General features: G+C 66.1%; 21 protein-coding genes. 13 read left to right on the top strand and 8 right to left on the bottom strand.

Going from position 1 to position 22247, the window contains the following annotated elements; genetic code table 11:
• The first annotated feature begins 3 nt into the window (after positions 1-3).
• The 3 genes from trpC (at position 4) to M3A49_RS38670 (ending at position 2557) form a co-directional block, all read left to right on the top strand.
• Positions 4-789 (top strand): indole-3-glycerol phosphate synthase TrpC, encoded by a 786-nt coding sequence (gene trpC / locus M3A49_RS38680; RefSeq protein ID WP_266233531.1) that lies wholly within the window; start codon positions 4-6, stop codon positions 787-789.
• A gap of 12 nt (positions 790-801) precedes the next feature.
• Positions 802-1428: a CYTH domain-containing protein gene (locus tag M3A49_RS38675; RefSeq protein WP_266233530.1), complete on the top strand. Its 627-nt coding sequence runs from the start codon at positions 802-804 to the stop codon at positions 1426-1428.
• Positions 1429-1597: 169 nt separating this feature from the next.
• A complete protein-coding gene (locus tag M3A49_RS38670; protein ID WP_266233529.1) occupies positions 1598-2557 on the top strand; it encodes a uracil-DNA glycosylase in 960 nt (319 codons plus the stop codon).
• 123 nt (positions 2558-2680) lie between these two features.
• Here M3A49_RS38670 and M3A49_RS38665 read toward each other — a convergent pair whose 3' ends face one another.
• The 4 genes from M3A49_RS38665 to M3A49_RS38650 all read right to left on the bottom strand — a co-directional run bounded on the left by M3A49_RS38665 (position 2681) and on the right by M3A49_RS38650 (position 7427).
• Entirely contained in the window at positions 2681-3277 is a 597-nt protein-coding gene (locus M3A49_RS38665) for an FMN-dependent NADH-azoreductase (RefSeq protein ID WP_254357951.1), read from the bottom strand.
• A 132-nt stretch (positions 3278-3409) separates the two neighbouring features.
• Complete coding sequence (locus tag M3A49_RS38660) at positions 3410-5200, bottom strand: M61 family metallopeptidase (protein ID WP_266233528.1); 1791 nt, start codon at positions 5198-5200, stop codon at positions 3410-3412.
• 135 nt (positions 5201-5335) lie between these two features.
• Positions 5336-6067, bottom strand: coding sequence for a DsbC family protein (locus tag M3A49_RS38655; protein WP_266233526.1), 732 nt, complete (start codon positions 6065-6067; stop codon positions 5336-5338).
• Between the two features lie 187 nt (positions 6068-6254).
• Positions 6255-7427, bottom strand: coding sequence for a UbiH/UbiF family hydroxylase (locus M3A49_RS38650; RefSeq protein WP_266233525.1), 1173 nt, complete (start codon positions 7425-7427; stop codon positions 6255-6257).
• A gap of 282 nt (positions 7428-7709) precedes the next feature.
• Here M3A49_RS38650 and ychF point away from each other — a divergent pair, with 282 nt between their 5' ends.
• From ychF to M3A49_RS38635, 3 genes are all read left to right on the top strand, one after another.
• Positions 7710-8804: a redox-regulated ATPase YchF gene (ychF, locus tag M3A49_RS38645; RefSeq protein WP_028208758.1), complete on the top strand. Its 1095-nt coding sequence runs from the start codon at positions 7710-7712 to the stop codon at positions 8802-8804.
• A gap of 37 nt (positions 8805-8841) precedes the next feature.
• Positions 8842-10506, top strand: a complete 1665-nt coding sequence (gene ettA / locus M3A49_RS38640) for an energy-dependent translational throttle protein EttA (protein ID WP_254357954.1) — start codon at positions 8842-8844, stop codon at positions 10504-10506.
• Between the two features lie 146 nt (positions 10507-10652).
• Complete coding sequence (locus M3A49_RS38635) at positions 10653-11810, top strand: DUF748 domain-containing protein (protein ID WP_266233523.1); 1158 nt, start codon at positions 10653-10655, stop codon at positions 11808-11810.
• 26 nt (positions 11811-11836) lie between these two features.
• On the opposite strand, the gene M3A49_RS38630 is transcribed toward M3A49_RS38635, so the two are convergent.
• The 3 genes from M3A49_RS38630 to M3A49_RS38620 form a co-directional block, all read right to left on the bottom strand.
• Positions 11837-12460, bottom strand: a complete 624-nt coding sequence (locus M3A49_RS38630) for an HAD family hydrolase (protein WP_028208755.1) — start codon at positions 12458-12460, stop codon at positions 11837-11839.
• A gap of 43 nt (positions 12461-12503) precedes the next feature.
• The gene (locus tag M3A49_RS38625; RefSeq protein WP_266233522.1) at positions 12504-14318 is read right to left on the bottom strand and encodes an aminopeptidase P family protein; all 1815 of its coding nucleotides are present in this window, start codon (positions 14316-14318) and stop codon (positions 12504-12506) included.
• Between the two features lie 79 nt (positions 14319-14397).
• The gene (locus tag M3A49_RS38620) at positions 14398-14655 is read right to left on the bottom strand and encodes a hypothetical protein (RefSeq protein ID WP_266233521.1); all 258 of its coding nucleotides are present in this window, start codon (positions 14653-14655) and stop codon (positions 14398-14400) included.
• 195 nt (positions 14656-14850) lie between these two features.
• On the opposite strand from M3A49_RS38620, the gene M3A49_RS38615 reads away from it, so the two are divergent.
• The 7 genes from M3A49_RS38615 to M3A49_RS38585 all read left to right on the top strand — a co-directional run bounded on the left by M3A49_RS38615 (position 14851) and on the right by M3A49_RS38585 (position 21180).
• Positions 14851-15597 (top strand): response regulator transcription factor, encoded by a 747-nt coding sequence (locus tag M3A49_RS38615; RefSeq protein ID WP_254357959.1) that lies wholly within the window; start codon positions 14851-14853, stop codon positions 15595-15597.
• Between the two features lie 27 nt (positions 15598-15624).
• Complete coding sequence (gene hemA, locus M3A49_RS38610) at positions 15625-16995, top strand: glutamyl-tRNA reductase (RefSeq protein WP_375541849.1); 1371 nt, start codon at positions 15625-15627, stop codon at positions 16993-16995.
• 105 nt (positions 16996-17100) lie between these two features.
• Complete coding sequence (prfA, locus tag M3A49_RS38605; RefSeq protein WP_254357960.1) at positions 17101-18183, top strand: peptide chain release factor 1; 1083 nt, start codon at positions 17101-17103, stop codon at positions 18181-18183.
• Between the two features lie 13 nt (positions 18184-18196).
• Positions 18197-19066: a peptide chain release factor N(5)-glutamine methyltransferase gene (gene prmC / locus M3A49_RS38600; protein ID WP_266233520.1), complete on the top strand. Its 870-nt coding sequence runs from the start codon at positions 18197-18199 to the stop codon at positions 19064-19066.
• Between the two features lie 84 nt (positions 19067-19150).
• Positions 19151-19462 (top strand): Grx4 family monothiol glutaredoxin, encoded by a 312-nt coding sequence (gene grxD / locus M3A49_RS38595; protein ID WP_028208749.1) that lies wholly within the window; start codon positions 19151-19153, stop codon positions 19460-19462.
• 149 nt (positions 19463-19611) lie between these two features.
• Complete coding sequence (locus M3A49_RS38590) at positions 19612-20235, top strand: UbiX family flavin prenyltransferase (protein WP_266233519.1); 624 nt, start codon at positions 19612-19614, stop codon at positions 20233-20235.
• Positions 20236-20385: 150 nt separating this feature from the next.
• On the top strand, positions 20386-21180 hold the full coding sequence (locus M3A49_RS38585; protein ID WP_266233518.1) for a DODA-type extradiol aromatic ring-opening family dioxygenase: 795 nt from the start codon (positions 20386-20388) through the stop codon (positions 21178-21180).
• Positions 21181-21300: 120 nt separating this feature from the next.
• Here the strand turns inward: M3A49_RS38585 and M3A49_RS38580 are convergent.
• Positions 21301-22247 (bottom strand): APC family permease (locus M3A49_RS38580; RefSeq protein WP_266233517.1); only part of this gene is annotated, 947 nt, incomplete at its 5' end.

Genomic DNA, 22247 nt, shown 5'->3' with positions numbered 1-22247 from the left:
ATCATGAGTGACATCCTCGAAAAGATCATCGCGGTCAAGCGCGAAGAAGTGCGCGCCGCCGAGCAGAGCGCCCCGCTCGAAGAACTGCGTCTGCAGGCGAGCACGCGCGACCTGCGCGATTTCGTCGGCGCATTGCGCGCGAAGCACGACAACGGCCAGGCCGCCGTGATCGCCGAAGTGAAGAAAGCAAGTCCGTCGAAGGGCGTGCTGCGCGAAAACTTCCAGCCCGCCGAAATCGGGCGCTCGTACGCCGAAGGCGGCGCGGCCTGCCTCTCCGTGCTGACCGACGTACAGTTCTTCCAGGGCAGCGCCGCGTACCTCGAAGCCGCGCGCGCCGCGTGCAACTTGCCGGTGCTGCGCAAGGACTTCATCGTCGATCCGTACCAGGTCGTCGAAGCCCGCGCGATGGGCGCGGACGCGATCCTGCTGATCGCCGCCGCGCTCCAGCCCGGCGAAATGCGCGACCTCGAAGCGCTTGCGCATTCGCTCGGTCTAGCGGTGCTCGTCGAAGTGCACGACCGCGCGGAACTCACGCACGCGCTCACGCTGAAGACGCCGCTCATCGGCATTAACAATCGCAATCTGCGCACCTTCGAAACCACGCTGGATACGACCATCGGCATGCTCGACGACGTGCCTGAAGACCGCATCGTCGTGACCGAGTCGGGCATTCTCTCGCGTGCGGACGTCGAGAAGATGCGCGCGCTTTCCGTGCACACGTTCCTCGTGGGCGAGGCGTTCATGCGCGCAGAGCAGCCGGGCGCGGAACTCGCCCGCATGTTCTTCTGAACGCGCGGCACCATGGGTATCGAACGCGAAATCAAGCTCGCGCTGCCGCGCGACCAGGTGGACGCGGCGCTGCGTCTCTTAGAGACGCGCGCCGGCAAGCCGGGTCACGCCATCCGGCTCGAAAACATCTACTTCGACACGCCGGCGCTCGCGCTCGCGCGCGCAAAGAGCGCGCTGCGCCTGCGCCGCGCGCCCGCGGGCTGGCTGCAGACGTTCAAAACGGTGGGTGTGGCGCAAAACGGGCTGCACGCGCGGCATGAGTGGGAAATGCCGGTGACGGGCGAAGCGCTCGAAATCGAAAAGCTGCTGCACGAGTGCGATGAAGCCGGTGTTTCGACCGCGCTCTCCGATGCCGCCGCGAACCTGATCCCGCTCTTTCGCACCGACTTCACGCGCACGCTGTGGACGCTCGAAGTCGACGGCGCGCAGGTGGAAGCGGCCATCGATCAGGGCGAAGTCACCGCGGAAGTGAACGGCGAAACGCGACGCACGCCTATCTGCGAAATCGAACTCGAACTGAAATCGGGCGACGAAGCGGCATTGCACACGCTCGCGGCGGAACTTGCGCGAGCGCTACCAGGCCTGGCGCCGGACGACATCAGCAAAGCCCAGCGCGGATACACGCTGCGCGAAGGCTGAGAACGACGCGGCGCGGCTTCGGCGTGCCGCACAAACCCGCCCAAACTCTCGAGGAAAGCGCGAAAAAAGTGCTGTTAGTTGCAACATCAGCACCGATGCCGCAAAAGGCCGCCCAGCCGCGCTCGCGCCGGATTGAATCGCCGCGCAATTGCTGCGACACTTGCCGCCCATGACCTCCACGAAACGCCCGCGCGTCGCGATGCCGGTGCAAGCCTCGCTGTTCGACGACTTTCTGTCCGACGCAGCGCAAGCCACGCTCGACGAGCCGCCGCTGCCCGAAATCGACCCGCGCCAGATCACGATCTTCTCGCTGTTCGGCGCCGACGAATTCCCGGCGCCCGAGCGCACGCACGCCGTTATGCCCGCCCCCGCCATGTCCAACGAACCCGCCGCGCCGCAGGCCGCCATCGACATCACGCGCCTCGAAGACCAGTTCGACGCGCTGCCCGCCGCCTGGCGCGAGCTGCTCGCGCCTTTCATCGCGAGCGACGCCTACGCGCCGCTGTGCCGCTTCGTCGACGACGAGCGCGCCGCCGGCAAGACCGTCTACCCCGCCGACGTGTTCCGCGCGCTGCGCCTCACCTCGCCGGACGAAGTGAAAGTCGTGATCCTCGGCCAGGACCCGTACCACGGCGACGATCGAGGCACGCCGCAGGCGCATGGCCTGGCGTTCTCGGTGCCGCCCTCGGTGCGCCCGCCGCCTTCGCTGCGCAATATCTTCAAGGAGATCGCGGCGAGCCTCGGCATTCAAGCGCCCGCGCACGGCTGTCTCGACGCCTGGGCGCGCCAGGGCGTGCTGCTGCTGAACACGGTGCTGACCGTCGAGCGCGCGAGCGCCGCGAGCCACGCGAAGCGCGGCTGGGAGCGCTGCACCGACACGCTGATCCAGCAACTCGCCGCGCGCCACGAGAACCTCGTGTTCATGCTGTGGGGCGCGCACGCGCAGAACAAGCGCGCGCTGCTTTCGGGTGCGCATTGCGTGCTGGAAGCGCCGCATCCGTCGCCGCTTTCCGCGCATCGGGGCTTTCTCGGCTGCGGGCATTTCGCGCAGGCCAACGAGTATCTGCAGGCGCACGGCCGCCAGCCGATCGACTGGCGTTTGCCGGAGGAAGGCCTCGTGCTCGCTTGAGCCCTTTGAGCCGCTTGAGCCTTACGACGGGACGCGTAATGAAAAACGCCACGAGATCGCTCTCGTGGCGTTTTTGCTTTTACAGCCGTCAAACAGCCGTCAAACAGCCGTCAAGCGCGCACTTTACGCTGCAGCGATCGCCTCACGCGCGCCCGCGAGCGCGGCGCTTGCCGCGTCCGGGCCCATGTTCAGGCCTTCGGCGTAGATGAAGTTCACGTCGGTCATGCCGAGGAAGCCGAGGAACGACTTCAGGTACGGCGTCTGGCTGTCGTGCGGGGTGCCTTGATACTTGCCGCCGCGCGCCGAAACGACATACACCTTCTTGCCGTTCACGAGGCCTTCGGGACCATTCGCGGTGTAGCGGAACGTGATGCCGGCACGCGCGATCCAGTCGAAGTACGTCTTGAGCTGCGACGAGACGCCGAAGTTGTACATCGGCGCACCGATCACGATGACGTCCGCTGCCTGCAGTTCTGCGATCAGCGCTTCGCTGCGTGCGGCGACGGCCTGCTGTTCCGGCGTGCGCTGCTCGGCCGGCGTGAAGAACGCGCCGAGCACGGCGTCGTCGAGGTGCGGCAGCGGATCGGCTTGCAGGTTACGCGTGACGACTTGCGCGCCCGGATTCGATTGTTGCAGTCTGGCCGTCAATTCGTTGACGAGCAGCGTCGACTGGGCGCCTTGCGAGCGGGCGGCGGAATTGATTTGCAGGATCGTGGTCATGGTGGCTCCTTCGGGTCTCTGTTGCGCAACGTTGCGCGAGTGAAGCCATTGTGTTTTTTTACTGCGCCCAGAAAAAGTAGTCCGCCGATGACGGATCGTTGCAGCGATAGAACAATCGCCCCGCCCCGGGGCTTACGCCGCCAGCCAGCGCTCGCGCAAGCCGCGCTCGGGCGCACGCTTGTCGGAGGCCGCGAGCTTGTAGCGCGCGACTTCGGGCGCGTCGAGGGTCAGACGCGCCACGCGAAGCTCGTCGCGGCGGAACGCGTGGATTTCGACCTTCGTGCCCGGCTGGTAGCGCGAAAGCAGCGCGTCGAGATTCGAGCCCGTCACGCGCAGGCCGTCGAGCGCAACGAGCGTGTCGCCAGCCGACAGGCCCGCCTTCTGGGCCGCGCCGCCTTCGTAGACCACGGCAAGCGTCGCTTCGGCGCCGCCACGCAGCCGCGCGCCGAGCGACGGCTTCGCGCCGCGCTCGGGCTCCCCTTCGAGCGTCACGCCGAACGGCTCGAACAGCGTTGCGAGCGGCAGGTCGCGCGTGCCGCGCACGGCGTCGCTAAAGAGCGCGCCCAACTCCACGCCCGTTGCCTCGGCAATCAGCGCCTCGACATCGTCCTCGCCCACGCCCACCGGCTTGCCGCGATAGAAGTCGCGCCCATGGCGCTGCCACAGCAGGCGCATGACGTCGTCAAGCGATTTGCGGCCGTTCGTCTGCGCGCGAATCGCGAGGTCGAACGACAGCGCCACGAGCGAGCCCTTGGTGTAGTAGCTGACGATCGCATTCGACGCGTTCTCGTCCTGACGGTAGTACTTCACCCACGCGTCGAACGAGCTTTCCGCGACGCTCTGCTTCAGCCGCCCCGCCCCGCGCAGCACGCCGGCGATCGTCTTGCCGAGCAGGCCGAAGTATTCGTCTGTGGAAATGAGCCCGCTGCGCACGAGCATGAGATCGTCGTAGTACGACGTGAAGCCCTCAAACAGCCACAGCAGCGACGTATAGTCCTCGCGCGTGAGGTCGTACGGCACGAACGCCGCCGGCTTGATGCGCTTCACGTTCCACGTGTGGAAGTATTCGTGGCTGCACAGGCCGAGATAGGTGCGATAGCCGTCCGACGTCTCCGGCCTGCCCTTCACCGGCAGGTCGGTGCGATTGCAGATGAGCGCCGTCGATGCGCGATGCTCGAGGCCACCGTAACCGTCGCTCACGGCTTGCGTCATGAACACGTAGCGCTCCATCGGCGCGCGCTTCGTGCGCGGCTCGAAGAGCGCGATCTGCGCCTCGCAAATCTTCTTCAGGTCGGCGGCGAGACGCTCGGTGTCGAGCGCGACCACGCGGCCCGCGATCACGATGTCGTGCGGCACGCCATGCGCCTTGAAGCTCGCGAGCGTGAACTCGCCGAGCGTGACAGGATGATCGATCAGCTCGTCGTAGTTCGTGGCCGTATATTCGCCGAAGCCGTAACGCTTGGTGCCGCGCGCCTCCGTGAGCGCCGTGCCCACGCGCCAATGGCGGTACGCGTGCCCGTCCGGACGCTGAATATCGACCGCGTGCTGCGCCTCCTCATGGCCGAGCGCCGCGAGAAACACGCTCGTGCCGTTGAAGAAGCCCACCGTGTCGTCAAGATGCGCCGCGCGCACCGACAGGTCCCACGCGTAGACCTCGTAGCGCAGTGTGAGCGCGCCCTTCACGGGCGCGGCCTGCCACGAATGCTTGTCGGTCTTTGTCACGCGCACCTTGCGGCCCGCGTCGTTGAAAGCGCGCAGCGTGACGATGTTGCGCGCGAACTCGCGCACCATGTAACTGCCCGGAATCCAGACGGGCAGCATGAAGCGTTGGCCGTCCGGCGCGGGGTCTTCCACGGTGAGCGTCACCTCGAACAGATGCGCGGCGGGATTCTTCGGGACGATGGTGTATCGGATCGGCTTCATCGGCGGGATCGGTGAGAGATTCGGTCAGCAGACGCTGCAGTGCAAATTCAGTATGCCCGGCAGACAAAAACGGACAAAAGCGCCGGGCAAAAAAAGCACCGGCCGCAAAAGCGGCCGGCGGGTTCGGGCGAGGCGTCAGTGCGCGCCGTTCAGTCCGCGTTCGAGCCGGTCGGCGCTGACTGCGCCCGGCAGGCGCGTGCCGTCTGCGAGGATCACGGTGGGCGTGCCGGTCACGTTCATCTTCTGGCCGAGCGCGAGATTGCTGTCGATGGCGGCCGTGTCGCACGTGCCGGCTGCGGTGGGCGCCTTGCGGTCCACCATCCACGACTCCCACGCCTTCGCGCGGTCCGACGAGCACCAGATCTGCTTGGCTTTCGCCGTCGAATCAGGCGAGAGCACCGGATACAGGAACGTGTAGACCGTCACGTTGTCCACGGACTTCAGCGTGTTTTCGAGCTGATGGCAGTACGGGCAATTCGGGTCGGAGAACACGGCCATCTTGCGCTTGCCGTCGCCCTTCACGACCTTGACCGCGTTCTCGAGCGGCAGCTTCGCGAAATCGATCTTGTTGATTTCGTTCAGGCGCGCCTCGGTGAGATTGCGGTGCGCCTTGGTGTCGATGAGTTCGCCGTTGAGCACGTAGTCGCCGTTGGCGTCGCTGTAGACGATCTGCGTGCCGAGGTTGATCTCGTAAAGGCCCGGCATGGGCGCCTTGGTGATGCCCTTGATGTCGCTGGCGTCGATGCCGAGGCGCGTCTGCAGCGCCGACTTGATCTTGTCGGTGGTCTGGTCGGCCTGGGCCGAGCAGCCGAGCGCCGAGGTGGCTACCGCGATCACGAGCGCGGCAAATCGAATACGCGTTTGCATGGGATGCATTCCTGATTCGGGCGCGCCGCGCAGGGGCGGCGCGCGCAGAGTTCCGTTGGATGGCCGGAGCGGCATGCGCTGCGGGCGCGGCCAATACGTCCATTCTAAGCTGCAGCGAGCCTCAAGCAACCGAAATGCCAGCTTGAGTGGCAAATGGGCGGTAGATGAACGATAAAGCCCGTGGATATTAGCCGAGCGCCGAGGCCACGAGCCAGCGCTTGAGCAGCGGCTGCGCGCCCACGAATGCCATACCGGTATTGCGCACCGCGCGCGCGAGCGTGCCGGGCAACGAGAAGAGCCGCTGCAGGCCGTCGGTGGCGACGACGAGCTTCTGGATGTCCTCACGGCGGCCGCGCTCGTAGCGGCGCAGCAGCACGATGTCGCCGAGATCACGGAACGCCTCTTTCTTCATGACCACGTCGACGAGCGCGGCAATGTCGCGCAAGCCGAGGTTCACGCCCTGGCCCGCAAGCGGGTGAATCAGATGCGCGGCATCGCCGACCAGGGCGACGCGGGGCGCCACGAGCCGGTCGACGGTTTGCAGCGACAGCGGAAAGCCGCGCGCAGGCGTGACGCATTCGAGCGCGCCCAGCTGGCTTTGCGAGATGCGCTCGACTTCGGCGGCAAGCTGCGCCGGTTCGAGCTTGAGCAGTTCGTCGGCATGTTCGGTCTGCGCCGACCAGACGAGCGACACGTGACGATCCGGCAGCGGCAGCAAGGCGACGATCTCGCCCTCGCGGAACCACTGATACGCCGTTTCGCCGTGCGGCTTTTCCGCCCGGAAATTGGCGACCACGCCGGTTTGCCGGTAATCGCGCCGCTCGACCTTCGAGCCGATCTGCGCACGCACCCACGACTGCGCGCCGTCCGCGCCGATCGCGAGGTCGGCTTCGATCGTGCGGCCATTGGCGAGGCCGATCACGGCCGCGTCGGATTTCACGTCGAGCGTCTGTGCACGCGTGTCGATCCACGCGAGATTGGGCTGGAAGTGCAGCGCGGCGTCGAGCGCGCGCTCGACGACCGACGACTCGGCAATCCACGCAAGCTGCGCAACCGACGCCTGATAGGCCGAGAAGTGCAGCTCCGCCGCAGCGTCGCCGAACACGCGCATGTCGTAGACGGGCGTGAGGCGCGCGGCATCGGCGGCCTGCCAGACCCGCAGCCGCTCGAACAGCGCCTGCGAACTGCGCGAAAAGGCGTACACGCGCGCATCGAACACGGCGCCCGCGGGCAGTGGCGCGCACGGCTGCGCGAGCAGCGCCACGCGCAGGCCGCTCTGGGTCAGCGCGAGCGCCGCCGACTTGCCGACGAGGCCGCCGCCGATCACGGCGACATCAAAGGTCTGGTTGCTTGCAGTCATGCGCGCATTATAGCCGCGGGCGCTTGTGTGACCGGGCCGGACGGGCGCGATGTTGCGGCGCAGCAAGTCGTTGCAGGAAGGCGGCCCGGAGGCGCGGCGACGCCCGCGGCTAAGCCTTACCCGGACGAGGTTACAATTACGGTTTTCGTGACTCCCCGTCACGTCCCCCGACGTGCCACCTGCGCCGCCCCGCCCGCCGCTTCCGCTTTCGCGAGACGCCCGGCCCCGGGCGCTTCGCGCGCGGCGAGCCGCACGTCACCACCCTGACATGCAGAGATTTACATGAGCCTCCAATGCGGCATCGTCGGCTTGCCTAACGTCGGCAAGTCCACCCTCTTCAACGCGCTGACCAAGGCGGGCATCGCGGCCGAAAACTATCCGTTCTGCACGATCGAGCCCAACGTCGGCGTGGTCGAAGTGCCGGATCAGCGCCTGAAGGCGCTTGCCGAAATCGTCAAGCCCGAGCGCGTCGTGCCGGCCGTGGTCGAGTTCGTCGACATCGCGGGTCTGGTCGCGGGCGCGAGCAAGGGTGAAGGCCTCGGCAACCAGTTCCTCGCGAACATCCGCGAAACGGATGCGATTACGCACGTCGTGCGCTGCTTCGAAGACGAAAACGTGATCCACGTAGCAGGCAAGGTCGATCCGCTCTCCGACATCGAAGTCATCAACACCGAACTCGCGCTCGCCGACCTCGCCACCGTCGAAAAGTCGCTCACGCGCTATTCGAAGGCCGCCAGGTCGGGCAACGACAAGGAAGCCGCGAAGCTCGTCGCCGTGCTCGAAAAAGTGCGGGCGCAGCTCGACCAGGCCTTGCCCGTGCGCGCACTCGACCTGAACGAGGACGAACAGGCGCTCCTCAAGCCCTTCTGCCTGATCACCGCGAAGAAGACGATGTACGTCGCGAACGTGAAGGACGACGGCTTCGAGAACAACCCCTACCTGGACGCCGTGCGCAAGCACGCCGAAGCCGAGGGCTCGCCGGTCGTGGCCGTGTGCGCGGCGATCGAAGCGGAAATCGCCGATCTCGACGATGAAGACAAGATCGCGTTCCTCGCCGACATGGGCATGAACGAGCCGGGCCTCGACCGCGTGATCCGCGCGGGCTTCAGGCTGCTCGGCCTGCAGACGTACTTCACGGCGGGCGTGAAGGAAGTGCGCGCGTGGACGATCCATGTCGGCGATACGGCCCCGCAAGCCGCGGGCGCGATCCACACCGACTTCGAGCGCGGCTTCATCCGCGCGCAGACCATCGCGTTCGACGACTACATCCAGTACAAGGGCGAAACCGGCGCGAAGGAAGCCGGCAAGATGCGCGCCGAAGGCAAGGAATACGTCGTGCACGACGGCGACGTGATGAACTTCCTGTTCAACGTGTAAGCGACACCTTTTTCTTCCCGTTTCCAAAGACACTCTTATGGCCCAATACGTCTTCACCATGAACCGGGTCGGCAAGATCGTGCCGCCCAAGCGCCAGATCCTGAAGGACATCTCGCTGTCGTTCTTCCCCGGCGCCAAGATCGGCCTGCTCGGCCTGAACGGCTCGGGCAAGTCCACGCTCATCAAGATCATGGCCGGCGTCGACAAGGACATCGAAGGCGAAGCCACGCCGATGCCGAATCTGAACATCGGCTATCTGCCGCAGGAGCCGCAGCTCGATCCGGAAAAGACCGTGCGCGAAGCGGTCGAGGAAGGTCTGGGCGACGTGTTCAACGCGCAGAAGAAGCTCGACGAGATCTACGCGGCCTACGCCGAACCGGACGCCGATTTCGACGCGCTGGCCGCCGAGCAGGCGAAGTACGAAGCGATCCTCGCGACAACCGACGGCAGCGCGGAACAGCAGATCGAAATCGCCGCCGACGCACTGCGCCTGCCAGCCTGGGACGCGAAGATCGGCAACCTCTCGGGCGGTGAAAAGCGCCGCGTCGCGCTGTGCAAGCTGCTGCTCGAAAAACCCGACATGCTGCTGCTCGACGAGCCGACCAACCACCTCGACGCGGAATCGGTCGAGTGGCTCGAGCAGTTCCTCACGCGCTTCCCGGGCACCGTGGTCGCCGTGACCCACGACCGCTACTTCCTCGACAACGCCGCCGAGTGGATTCTCGAACTCGACCGCGGCCACGGTATTCCCTGGAAGGGCAACTACTCCAGTTGGCTCGACCAGAAGGAAGAGCGCCTGAAGCAGGAAGAATCGTCGGAATCCGCTCGCCAGAAGGCGATCAAGAAGGAACTGGAGTGGGTACGCCAGAACCCGAAGGGCCGTCAGGCGAAGTCGAAGGCGCGTATCGCGCGTTTCGAGGAACTGTCGAGCCTCGAATACCAGAAGCGCAACGAAACGCAGGAAATCTTCATTCCGGCGGGCGAGCGTCTCGGTAACGAGGTCATCGAGTTCAAGAACGTCAGCAAGTCTTATGGCGACCGTCTGCTCATCGACGACCTGAGCTTCAAGATTCCCGCGGGCGCGATCGTCGGCATCATCGGGCCGAACGGCGCCGGCAAGTCGACCCTCTTCCGCATGCTCACGGGCAAGGAGCAGCCGGATTCGGGCGAAATCGTGCAGGGTCCGACCGTCAAGCTCGCCTACGTCGACCAAAGCCGCGACGCGCTCGTCGCCGACAAGACCGTGTTCGAAGAGATCTCGGGCGGCGCGGACGTGCTCACCGTGGGCAAGTACGAAACACCTTCGCGCGCATACATCGGCCGCTTCAACTTCAAGGGCGGCGATCAGCAGAAGATCGTCGGCAATCTCTCGGGTGGTGAGCGTGGCCGTCTGCATCTGGCCAAAACGCTGATTTCGGGCGGGAACGTCCTGCTGCTCGACGAACCGTCGAACGATCTGGACGTCGAAACGCTGCGCGCGCTCGAAGACGCCTTGCTCGAATTCGCGGGCTCGGTGATGGTGATTTCGCACGATCGCTGGTTCCTCGACCGTATCGCCACGCACATCCTCGCGTTCGAAGGCGACTCGCAAGTCACGTTCTTCGACGGCAACTATCAGGAGTACGAGGCCGACAAGATCAAGCGTCTCGGTGAAGAAGCCGCACGTCCGAAGCGTCTGCGCTACAAGCCGATCAGCCGCTAAGCAGGCGGGATCGATAGCAAACAACGGCGGCCCGCGGGCCGCCGTTGTCGTTCTGGGAGCACGCGCGGCATGACGGTTGCTCGAATGCCGCTACGCTTAGGGTCACTTAGGGCCTTACTTAAGCCCAGCTCCGCGAGGAATTCCGTATGGCGATGCCGCTGCGCAACCGTGTTGTCCTCATCGTGGCGATCGTCGTCGCGCTGCTCGTGCTCGCGGCGCTCGGCACGCTCTACGCGCTGCAGCGCGAGGCGAAGGCGTACGTAGAGCGCGCGCTCGCGCCCGTCGGCACGGCCGCCAGCGTGAACGTGGCGTTCAATCTCTCATCCGTCGAACTCACCGACGTGCGCCTGAAGCCGCCGCCCAACTGGCCCACCGCCGACACGCTGCGCGCCGCGCGCATCACGATCACACCGGACTTGCGCGCGCTGATCTCGCACCGCGTGCATATTCGCGACGTCACCGTGAGCGATTTCACGATGACGGTGCTGCGCCGGGAAAGCGGTTCGATCCTGATCCTGCCGAATCTGCGCGAAGAGATGGCGCAAAGCGCCACGCCCGCGAGCGGCGCGCAGGGAGAAAACAGCCTGCCGCAGGAAAAGGTCATCGACCATATCGGCTTCGAAAATGGCACATTCGACTTCTACGACCGGTCGGTGAGCAATCCGCCGTGGCGCGTCACGGTGAACCGCGCACAGGCGAGCGTCGACAATATCCAGCTGCCTGCGCTTACGGAGCCGACCCGCCTTTCGGTCACCGGCAACGTGGTCGGCCCGGAGCACACAGGACGCGTCACGTTCGACGGCTGGATGCAAATCGCGAGTAAGGACTCGCAACTCCACACGACGCTGCGTGGCGTGGATGTGCGCACGATCGATCCCTATCTGCTCAAAAAGGCCGGCGCGAAGGCCAATGTGACGGGCGGCACCCTCGACCTCGATCTCACCTCGACCGTGCGCGGCTATCACCTGCACGCGCCGGGCACCGTCACACTGCACAACCTGCAACTCTCGGAAAGCGGCGACGCGGTGGACACGTTCCTGTCGATCCCGACGCGCGCCGCCGTGGCCGCATTGAAGGCGCACAAGGGTGAGATCACGCTGCATTTCGTGCTCGACGGCAACCTGCGCGACCCGAAGTTCAAGCTCAACGAAAACCTGATGACGGAGTTGCGCGCAGGGTTTGCGCAGGCGCTCGGGGTGAGCGCGGAAGGGGTGGCGAAGGGCGCCGGGCAAACCGCGAAGGGTATCGCCGACGCGCTGCGCAGTCTGCTGCAGCCGGTGGCGCCGGCACCCGCCTCGAAATAGCGCGCGGGACGCCGGCTTGAGCCTGGTTAGACCGGCAGGCCGAGTTCGCGCAGCTTAGCGTCGGTGGTGGCGTTGCTCGTGTGGTGCACGCCATGCCAGCCGAGCGCCGTGGCCGCTTCGGCGTTGTGCGCGTTGTCGTCGATGAAAACGAGTTCCTCGGGCTTCACGCCCGGCAACTGTGCCTCGATGCGGCGGAACATCTCGTGGAAGATCGCCGGATCGGGCTTCACGAGCTTCACGTGGCCCGACACGACGATATCGCGGCAGCGGCGCAGGATGCCGAAACGCTCCCACGCCCACGGAAACGTCTCGGCCGACCAGTTCGTGAGACCGAAGATCGGCATGCCCGCCGCCTCCAGGCGCTCAAATGTCGCGACGCCCCCGGCGAGCAAGCCGCCGACCATCTCGTGCCAGCGCTCGTAGAACGCGCGGATGAGCGCTTCGTGCTCGGGAAACGCCGCGACCAGCTCCTCGGTACCCACGGCAATGGGCTCGCCGCCGTCCTGGCGGATCACCCAGTCCATCTTGCAGACATGCGTGAGAAACCAGCGGCGCTCGTCGTCGTCGGGAATCAGCTTGCGATAGAGATACTCGGGACTCCAGTCCACGAGCACCCCGCCGAAATCGAACACCACTGCCTTGATCGTCATGCGCGTCTCGCTCCGCTTAATCGCTATCGGGATACCAGGGAAATCAGATCGGCTGCGTGCGCTTTTCGAGCCACGCGAGCGCATCGCCGCTCACGTGCGGCGCCACGCGCACGCGCACCGTCTGGTGGTACGCATTGAGCCACTCGCGCTCGTCCGCACGCAGGAGCGCGAGATCGATGCAACGCGTGTCGATCGGGCAGAGCGTGAGCGTCTCGAAGCTGAGGAACTCGCCGAATTCGGTGGTTTCGGCGCGCTGGTTGAGCACGAGATTCTCGATACGCACGCCCCACTTGCCCGGCCGGTAGATGCCCGGCTCGACCGAGGTGATCATGCCCTCTTCCATCGCGGTCCAGGGCTCGGCCGGCGCGTAATGCGAAATAACCTGCGGACCTTCGTGCACGTTCAGGAAGTAGCCCACGCCGTGGCCCGTGCCGTGACCGTAGTCCGCGCCCGCTTCCCAGATCGGCGCGCGCGCAATGGCGTCGAGCATCGGCGAGCGGATGCCGCGCGGGAACTTCGCGCGCGAGAGCGCCATCATGCCCTTGAGCACGAGCGTGAAATCGCGCTTTTGTTCCGCACCCGGCGTGCCCACGGGCACGACGCGCGTGATGTCGGTGGTGCCGTCGAGGTACTGGCCGCCCGAGTCGATGAGCAGCAGGCCATTGCCTTCGATCACGCTGTGCGACTCGGGCGTGGCGCGGTAGTGCGGCATCGCGCCGTTCGCGTTGAAGCCCGCGATGGTCGCGAACGAGAGCGACTTGAAGCCTGCGCGGCGCGCACGCGCGGCGGAAATCTTTTCGTCGATGGTCAGCTCGGTGATGGTCTCGCGGCCAAGCGCGGCCTCGAACCACGCGAAGAACTCGGCAAGCGCCGCCCCGTCCTGCTCCATGGTCGCGCGCACGTGGTCGGCTTCGGCGGCGGTCTTGCGCGACTTGAAGAACGTGCTCGGATTGACCGACTCCACGAGCTTGACCGCCGACGACACCGCCTGCAGCAAGCCATACGTCACGCGGCGCGGATCGACGAGCAACGCGGCCTTCGCGGGCAGCGCCGCGAGCGCGGCAGCGGCCTCGGCATACGGCGCAACGCGCACCTTGTCTTTCGCGAGCGACTGCACGAGCGCCTCACCCACCTTGCCGTCGGCGACGAAGAGCGTCGCGTCGTCCGGCCCGATCAGCGCGTGCGCGACGAATACCGGGTTGTAGTTCACGTCCGCGCCGCGCAGGTTGAAGAGCCAGGCAAGGTCGTCGAGCGTGGAGATGAAGTGCCACTGCGCGCCCTTCTCCTGCATCGCGCGGCGCACCTGATCGAGCTTGCCGGCGCGGCTCGTGTCGGCGTGCGGCGCGACGTGCTCGTACACGGGCTCGAGCGGCAGCGACGGGCGGCCTTGCCAGACGTCGTCGAGCAGATCGAGGTCCGTGCGCAACGCGACATCGCGCGCCTTGAGCGCCTCGGCCAGCGCGCGCGCCGAGGCGACGCCGAGCACCGCGCCATCCACGGCCACCGCGCCGCCCGCACTCACGTTCTGCGCGAGCCAGTCGATGTGCGGCGCGCTCTGCTGGCCGCCCATCATCTTCATGAGCTGGATGCCGGTGCCGGCCAGTTGCTGCTCGGCCTGCACCCAGTAGCGGCTGTCCACCCACACGCCCGCGAAGTCCCTCGTCACCACGAGCGTGCCCACCGAGCCGGTGAAGCCCGAGAGCCACTCGCGCCCCTGCCAGCGGCGCGGCAGGTATTCGGACAGATGCGGATCGGCGGAGGGCACGAGGGCGGCATCCACGCCGGCGCGCGTCAGCGCGGCGCGCAGGGCGGCAATGCGTTCGGGAATCGAGGAGGTTTCGGGGAGTCGGGCGTTCATGTTTTCACCTGCGAAGAATTTGAAGCGGAAGATCGGGGTTCGGCCAAAGGCGGCGCCTGGGAGGCCCGGCTGCGCGCGACTAGCTGCGCCGCGCGCGCAGCGCCACGCACACGCCCACGAAAACGAGCGCGAGCGCCGTGCAAAGCGGCCACTGGAGCAACTCGCCATCGTAGAAGAGGCCGGTCGCACTGCCCGTCGCGTTCGCGAGCGCCGCGCCGAGCACGCCGGCCACGACCGCCAGAGCGAGTCCGTGACGTGCGGCGCGGCGCAAGGGATGGAGCCACCATCCCGCGCAGCCCACCGCCAGACCCAGAATGACGATACCGGGCCAGCCCATTAAGGACTTGTCCTATAGGTTTTCGGATAAGTCCGATAGGACCGCCGAAGCACGAGAGCTAGCATTGGTAGCCTGATTAATCTCTATGAATACTGGAAAACGGTCGGCTCGGCGCTTCCCGCGTAGCGGTTGAGTGTAGGGGGCGGGATTGCGCAAGGCAAGCGCGTCCGGGCCGCCCCAGCCGCACTCTCTCGTATGCGAATCGCCCTTGTCGAACCGGACACCCGTCAGGCCGAAACCCTCGTCCGCCTGCTCATTGCGGGCGGGCATGCATGCCACCATTTCCCGCTTGGCGCACAGCTCTTCGAAACCCTCGAAAAGGAAACCTTCGACCTGCTGATCGCAGCATGGTGGTGCGGCGACGCCGGCGCCGACGACCTCATTCCCCAGGCGCGCAAGCTGCTGCCGGGTCTGCCCGCGATCGCGCTGATGCTCGCGCCCCATGAAAGCGAAATCGTCGCAAGCCTGCAGGCCGGTGCGGACGACTGCATCGCCAAGCCCGTGCGCGGTCCCGAAATGCTCGCGCGCATCGACGCGCTCCTGCGCCGCGCCGGCGTGCGCCGGCCGCGCAACCGTGCCCGCCATGGCTTTGGGGACTACCTCTTCGATTCCGCGCGCTACGAGGTGTCGTTTCGGGGTCACACCGTCACGCTCACACCCAAGGAATACCGTTTCGCGCTGTTGCTCTTCACCAATGCATCGCGCCCCGTTTCGCGGGCACGCATCCTCGAAACCGTGTGGAATCTGAACCGCGACGTTCGGTCGCGCACGCTCGACACGCACGCCTCCCGCCTGCGCAGCAAATTGCAGCTCGGGCCCGAGCATGGCTGGCGTTTGACCACTTTGTACGGTTATGGCTATCAGCTCGAAAGGCTCCCCCTATCACCTACCGGAGTGTCGGACTCTGTCGGCGCGAATGTCGGAAGCGAGGAAAAGTTATAATATCCGCCTAAATCTCACCCCCATGGTATGCAGCTTCTAACGATCGGAATCAATCACCACACCGCGCCCGTCGCCTTGCGCGAACGCGTGGCGTTTCCGCTCGAACAGATCAAGCCCGCGCTCGCCCTGTTCAAGGAAGCGTGGTCCGGCAAGCGTTCGCTGAGTGCGCCGGAAGCCGCCATTCTGTCCACCTGCAACCGCACCGAGCTCTACTGTGCGACCGACGCGCAAAGCTCGCGCGACGCCGCCGTGAGCTGGCTCTCGCACTACCACGGCATCCGCGAAGAGGAACTTGCGCCGCACGTCTATACGCTGCCGCAGTCCGAAGCGGTGCGTCATGCGTTCCGGGTGGCTTCGGGGCTCGATTCGATGGTGCTGGGCGAGACGCAGATCGTCGGCCAGATGAAGACGGCGGTGCGCACCGCGACCGAGGCCGGCGCACTCGGCACCTATTTGAACCAGTTGTTCCAGCGCACCTTCGCCGTGGCGAAGGAAGTGCGCAGCACGACCGAAATCGGCGCGCAGTCGGTTTCGATGGCCGCCGCCGCCGTGCGCCTCGCGCAGCGCATCTTCGACAAGATCGCCAACCAGCGCGTGCTCTTCATCGGCGCGGGCGAGATGATCGAACTGTGCGCCGCGCACTTCGCCGCGCAGCAGCCGCGCGAACTCGTGGTCGCCAACCGCACCGCCGAGCGCGGGCGCTATGTTGCGGAACGCTTCGGCGGCCGCTCCATTCCGCTCTCCGATCTGCCCGCGCGCATGCACGAGTTCGACATCATCGTCTCATGCACGGCGTCCACGCTGCCCATCATCGGACTCGGCGCTGTGGAGCGCGCGGTGAAGGCACGCCGCCACCGCCCCATTTTCATGGTCGACCTCGCGGTGCCCCGCGACATCGAGCCCGAAGTCGCCCAGCTCGAAGACGTGTTCCTCTATACCGTCGACGATCTCGGCACGATCGTGCGCGAAGGCAATGCCTCGCGCCAGGCCGCCGTCGCACAGGCCGAGACGATCATCGAGTCGCGCGTGGCGAACTTCATGCAATGGCTCGACTCGCGCAGCATCGTGCCGGTCATCCGCCATATGCACACCCAGGCCGACACGCTGCGTCGCGCCGAACTCGAACGCGCCCGCAAGATGCTCGCGCGCGGTGACGACCCATCGGCCGTGCTCGAAGCGCTGTCGCAGTCGCTCACCAACAAGCTGATCCACGGTCCGACCCATGCGCTCAACACGTCGAGCGGCGATCAGCGCGATTCGCTCATCGAGCTGATGGGCGGCTTTTACCGCCACGGCCAGCCGGCGAGAGCTGACGACGACGCGCAGTCCGCGGCGGACGTCACCGCCTCGCCGCGTTCTGCCGGCTCTTCCGACTCGTCCGGCAGTTCGGACCGTTAGCGACGCTCGCGGTCGGGCGCGCGCCATGCGTGCCCTGCACGACAGGGCCGCCCGCCCGCCTCTTCTCTCTCGCAGTCCTATCCGGAGCCCGCTCCGCACCGCCCGATGAAAACGAGCATGCAATCGAAGCTCGACCAGCTGACTACGCGCCTGGCCGAGCTCAACGACCTGTTGAGCCGTCCCGACGTGACCTCGAACCGCGACCAGTACCGCAAGCTCACGCGCGAGCACGCGGAGCTGGGTCCCGTGGTCGAGCACTACGGGCAGTGGCGCCAGGCCAAAGACGACGAGGCCGCGGCGAAAGACCTGCTCTCCGACGCCTCGATGCGCGACTTCGCCGAAGACGAGGTGAAAGCCGCGCGCGAGCGCATGGCGCAGCTCCAGCACGAATTGCAGATGATGCTGCTGCCGAAGGACCCCAACGACGACCGCAACGTGTTCCTCGAAATCCGCGCGGGCACGGGCGGCGACGAATCGGCGCTGTTCGCGGGCGACCTGCTGCGCATGTACCTGCGCTACGCGGAACGCAATCGCTGGCAGATCGAAATGATGTCGGCGAGCGAGTCGGATCTGGGCGGCTACAAGGAAGTGATCGTGCGCATTGCGGGCGAGGCGGCGTACTCGAAGCTCAAGTTCGAGTCGGGCGGCCATCGCGTGCAGCGCGTGCCCGCCACCGAAACGCAGGGCCGCATCCACACGTCGGCCTGTACGGTCGCGGTGATGCCGGAAGCCGACGAAATCGGCGAAGTGGAGATCAATCCCGCCGACCTGCGCATCGACACGTTCCGTGCCTCGGGCGCGGGCGGCCAGCACATCAACAAGACCGATTCGGCCGTGCGTGTGACGCACCTTCCAACCGGCATCGTGGTGGAGTGCCAGGACGACCGCTCGCAGCACAAGAATAAGGATCGCGCGCTGAAGGTGCTCGCCGCGCGCATCAAGGACAAGCAGTACCAGGAGCAGCACGCCAAGGAAGCGGCTACGCGCAAGAGCCTCGTGGGCTCGGGCGACCGCTCGGAGCGCATCCGCACCTACAACTTCCCGCAGGGGCGACTCACCGATCACCGCATCAATCTCACGCTCTATCGCCTCGAGGCGATCATGGACGGCGACCTTGGTGAACTCATCGGCGCACTCGTCTCCGAGCATCAGGCCGAGCAGCTCGCCTCGCTCGGCGACGCGGATTGAGCGCGCATTTGACATGAGCGAAGCCGTTACCGCCGAGGCGCTGCTGCGCGCCACGCCGCTGCCTGCGCTAGAAGCGCGCATTCTGCTGATGCACGTACTCGGCTGGCGCCGCACCGAACTCATCACGCGCGGCGATCGGGCGCTCGACGCGGCCCGCGTGGACGCCTATCGCGCGCTCGAAGCGCGCCGCGTGCGTGGCGAGCCGATCGCGCAGTTGGTGGGCGCGCGCGAGTTCTACGGCCTCGACTTCGACGTGACGCCCGACGTGCTGATTCCGCGCCCCGATACCGAATTGCTGGTGGAAACGGCGCTCGCGGCGCTCGAAGGCGTCGCACAGCCGCGCGTGCTCGACCTCGGCACCGGCAGCGGCGCGATTGCCGTGGCGCTCGCCTCGGCACGCCCCGATGCGCGCGTCTGGGCCGTCGATCGCTCGGCGGCCGCGCTCGAGGTGGCCGCGCGCAACGCCGCAAAGCTGCTCGACGCCCAACGTCCCGGCGGCCCGCTCGCGTTCGTGGCGGGCAGCTGGTACGACACGCTCGATGCGGCGTTGCGATTCGAGGCGATCGTGAGCAATCCACCGTATATCGCGAGCGGCGATCCGCATCTCGAACAAGGCGACCTGCGCTTCGAGCCGCGCGGCGCGCTCACCGACGAAGCCGACGGCCTCACCGCCCTGCGCGCGATCGTCGCGGGCGCACTTGCCCGGCTCGCGCCGGGCGGCGTGCTCTGGATGGAGCACGGCTACGACCAGGCGGCCACCGTCCGGGCGTTGCTGGAACACGCCGGTTTCAAGGACGTGCGCTCCGAGCGCGATCTGGCCGGCATCGAACGCATCAGCGGAGGCCGTCTACCGCTGCCGGCCGACCAGGAAAGCTCCCGGTAACGTCGGGCTCGCACGGGCGAAATCCGCTATCATTTCATCCTGCATTCCAACGTATTCAGCATCAATTCAATCGCAAGGTCAGTCATGGACACCCAACAACGCATCAAGCAGATCGTCGACGAAAACGCCGTCGTCCTCTTCATGAAGGGCAACGCGCAGTTCCCGATGTGCGGCTTCTCCGGTCGCGCGGTGCAGATCCTGAAAGCCTGCGGCGTCGATCAGTTCAAGACCGTCAACGTGCTCGAAGACGACGCGGTCCGCCAGGGCATCAAGGAATTCTCGAACTGGCCGACCATCCCGCAGCTCTACGTGAAGGGCGAGTTCGTCGGCGGCTCGGACATCATGATGGAGATGTACCAGAACGGCGAGCTGCAGCAGCTTTTCGCCGCGGCGTAATCCCCAGCCACGGGGCGGCATCGGGCGCACGACGTTGCGCCTGTTCCGTCCCGAGTGCGCTACGCCACGCCGACGCTTTTTCACGAGGCGCTGCATGCGTCGTTTTCGCCTCGATCTCGACCTCGCCTTCGCTCCGATTCCCGCCTGACGTGAATACCGCCTTCCCTGCCTCGTCCGCTATCGCACAACTGCCGCAACGCCGGCTGATCGTCGCGATCACGGGGGCCACGGGCGCGATCTACGGCGTACGCATGCTCGACATGCTGCGGCGGCTCGGCGGCGTCGAAACGCATCTGCTCGTTTCGGCGGCGGGCTGGCTCAACATCCAGCACGAACTGCAACTCAGCAAGGACGATCTGCACGCACGCGCTGACGTCGTGCATTCCGTGCGCGACGTCGGCGCGACCATCGCTTCGGGCTCGTTCGCGACCGACGGCATGATCGTCGCGCCCTGCTCGATGAAGACGCTCGCGAGCGTCGCCCACGGTCTCTCCGACAACCTGATCGCGCGCGCCGCCGACGTCACGCTCAAGGAGCGCCGCCGTCTCGTGCTGCTCGTGCGTGAAACGCCATTCAACCTCGCGCATCTGCGCAACATGACGGCCGTGACCGAAATGGGCGGCGTGATCTTCCCGCCGTTGCCGGCCTTCTACAACCAGCCGGCTTCGATCGACGAGATGGTCGATCACACGGTTGCGCGCGTGCTCGACCTGTTCGCGCTCGGGCCCGCGCTCTCGCCCGCCTGGCCGGGGCTGCGCGGCACCGACGAATAAGCGCCGAGCGCGCTATTGCCTGCCGCACCGATTATCAATAGTGGCGACACAATCAATTCCCTTTCGCCCCGTTTAATTCGCGACGGTAGCGTCTTATATTGATCGCAATACGATACTTTCGGACCGCCTTGGCGCGGTCAGCCCACGATCATGACCACCCGCACGCCTACCCTTTTCCTCTCGCACGGCGCTCCTACGCTGCCGATCGACCCGTCGCTGCCTTCTGGCGGCTTCACCGTGCTCTCGGAGCATTTGCCGCGTCCGCAGTCGGTGCTCATGCTCTCCGCGCATTGGGGCACGATGCGCCCCGTGGTGAGCACCGCCACGCAGCCTGAGACGATCCACGACTTCTACGGCTTTCCGCGCGCGCTCTACGAGATCCAGTATCCGGCGCCCGGCGCGCCCGAGATGGCGCAGCGCGCAGCAGCGCTGCTGCGCGAGCAAGGCGTTCCTGTCGATGAGGAAACGCACGGCCTCGACCATGGCGCGTGGGTGCCCATGCTGCTGATGTTCCCCGATGCGAACGTGCCCGTCGCCCAGCTTTCGATCCAGCCGCGCGCCGACGCTGCCCATCACTTCGCGCTTGGCCGTGCGCTGCGCTCGCTGCGCGACGACGGCGTGATGGTGATCGGCTCAGGCCAGATCACGCATAACCTGCGCGAGGCGGACTTCTCGGCGCGGCCGGAAGACGCCGATCCGCGCGTGGCCGAGTTCACGCAATGGTTCGAGAATCACCTCGCCGCGCGCGACATCGACGCGTTGCTCGACTACCGCCAGCGCGCCCCGCATGCGGCGCTCATGCACCCGACCGACGAGCACTTGCTGCCCGTCTTCGCGGCGCTCGGCGCAGCCGACGACGACTACACGCTCGGGGTGCAGTCGCTTGGCACTTACCAGCGCGCGCTCGCGATGACGAACTACGTGTTCGGCAGCGCCGTGCAATAAAGCCACCGCGGGCCGACACGCCGGCTCCGCTTTTGCTCAAAAGGCAAAAAAGCCCGCCTGAATCGCTTCAGGCGGGCTTTTTGTACTGCGCGACGCTTAGTTCGGCGTCTGGTTCGACACTTAGTGCGCGCCGATGCCTTCGAGGACTTCGTCGTGCTCCTGGCGTTCCGCGAGGTACGGCGAGCGGTAGCCCGAATTCACGCCCCAGTAATAGAACACGAGCGCGACCAGCGCGACGACCAGCATGTCCCAGCCGTAGGGCAGCAGACCGGCGCCGCCGAACTGCTTGCTGCCGATCAGCGAGAGGAGCGCCATGATCGGCAGGTATGCGCACAGCCACCATGCGGCCTTCAGATCCTGGCCCCAGCCGCCAAAGCCCTGCTTGCTCTGGAAGTAGAAGTACACCGGCAGCGCGACGACCATCAGCAGAATGATTTCGCCGGTCAGCGGCCACTTCGCCCAGTACAGGATCATCGATGCGCAGACGAATGCGAACGGCGCGATCACTTTCATGAACGGCACGGACAGCGGGCGCTCGATGTCCGTGGCGGCGCGCTTGAGCGCCATCAGGCTGATCGGACCCGTGAGGTACGAAATCACCGTCGCCACCGAGATCACCGCCGCGAGCGAACTCCAGCCGCGGAAGAAGAACATGAAGATGAACGAGACGAGCAGGTTGAACCACATCGCGTTGCGCGGCACGCCGTAGAACGGGTGCACGTCGCCGAACATCTTCGGCATCGTGTTGTTGCGCTCCATCGCGTAGATCATGCGCGAGGTCGTCGCCATATAGGTCGTACCGGTGCCGCTCGGGCTCACGAAGGCATCGACGTAGAGCAGGATCGCAAGCCAGTTCAGGTTCAGCGCGATCGCGAGTTCCGCGAACGGCGACTTGAAGTTGAACGTGTTCCAGCCCTTCGCGACGTCGGCCGGATTGACCGCGCCGATATAGGCGATCTGCAGCAGCACGTAGATCACGAGCGCGCAGAGAATGGAGCCGATCACTGCAAACGGCACGCTCTTGGCCGGATTGCGCGCTTCACCCGCGAGGTTGATCGGGCTCTGGA

This window comes from Paraburkholderia sp. CNPSo 3076 (assembly GCF_026343935.1).
Taxonomy (GTDB): domain Bacteria; phylum Pseudomonadota; class Gammaproteobacteria; order Burkholderiales; family Burkholderiaceae; genus Paraburkholderia; species Paraburkholderia nodosa.
The sequence above is the reverse complement of the archived record's forward strand: the minus strand, read 5'-3'. Positions and strand labels throughout refer to the sequence as shown.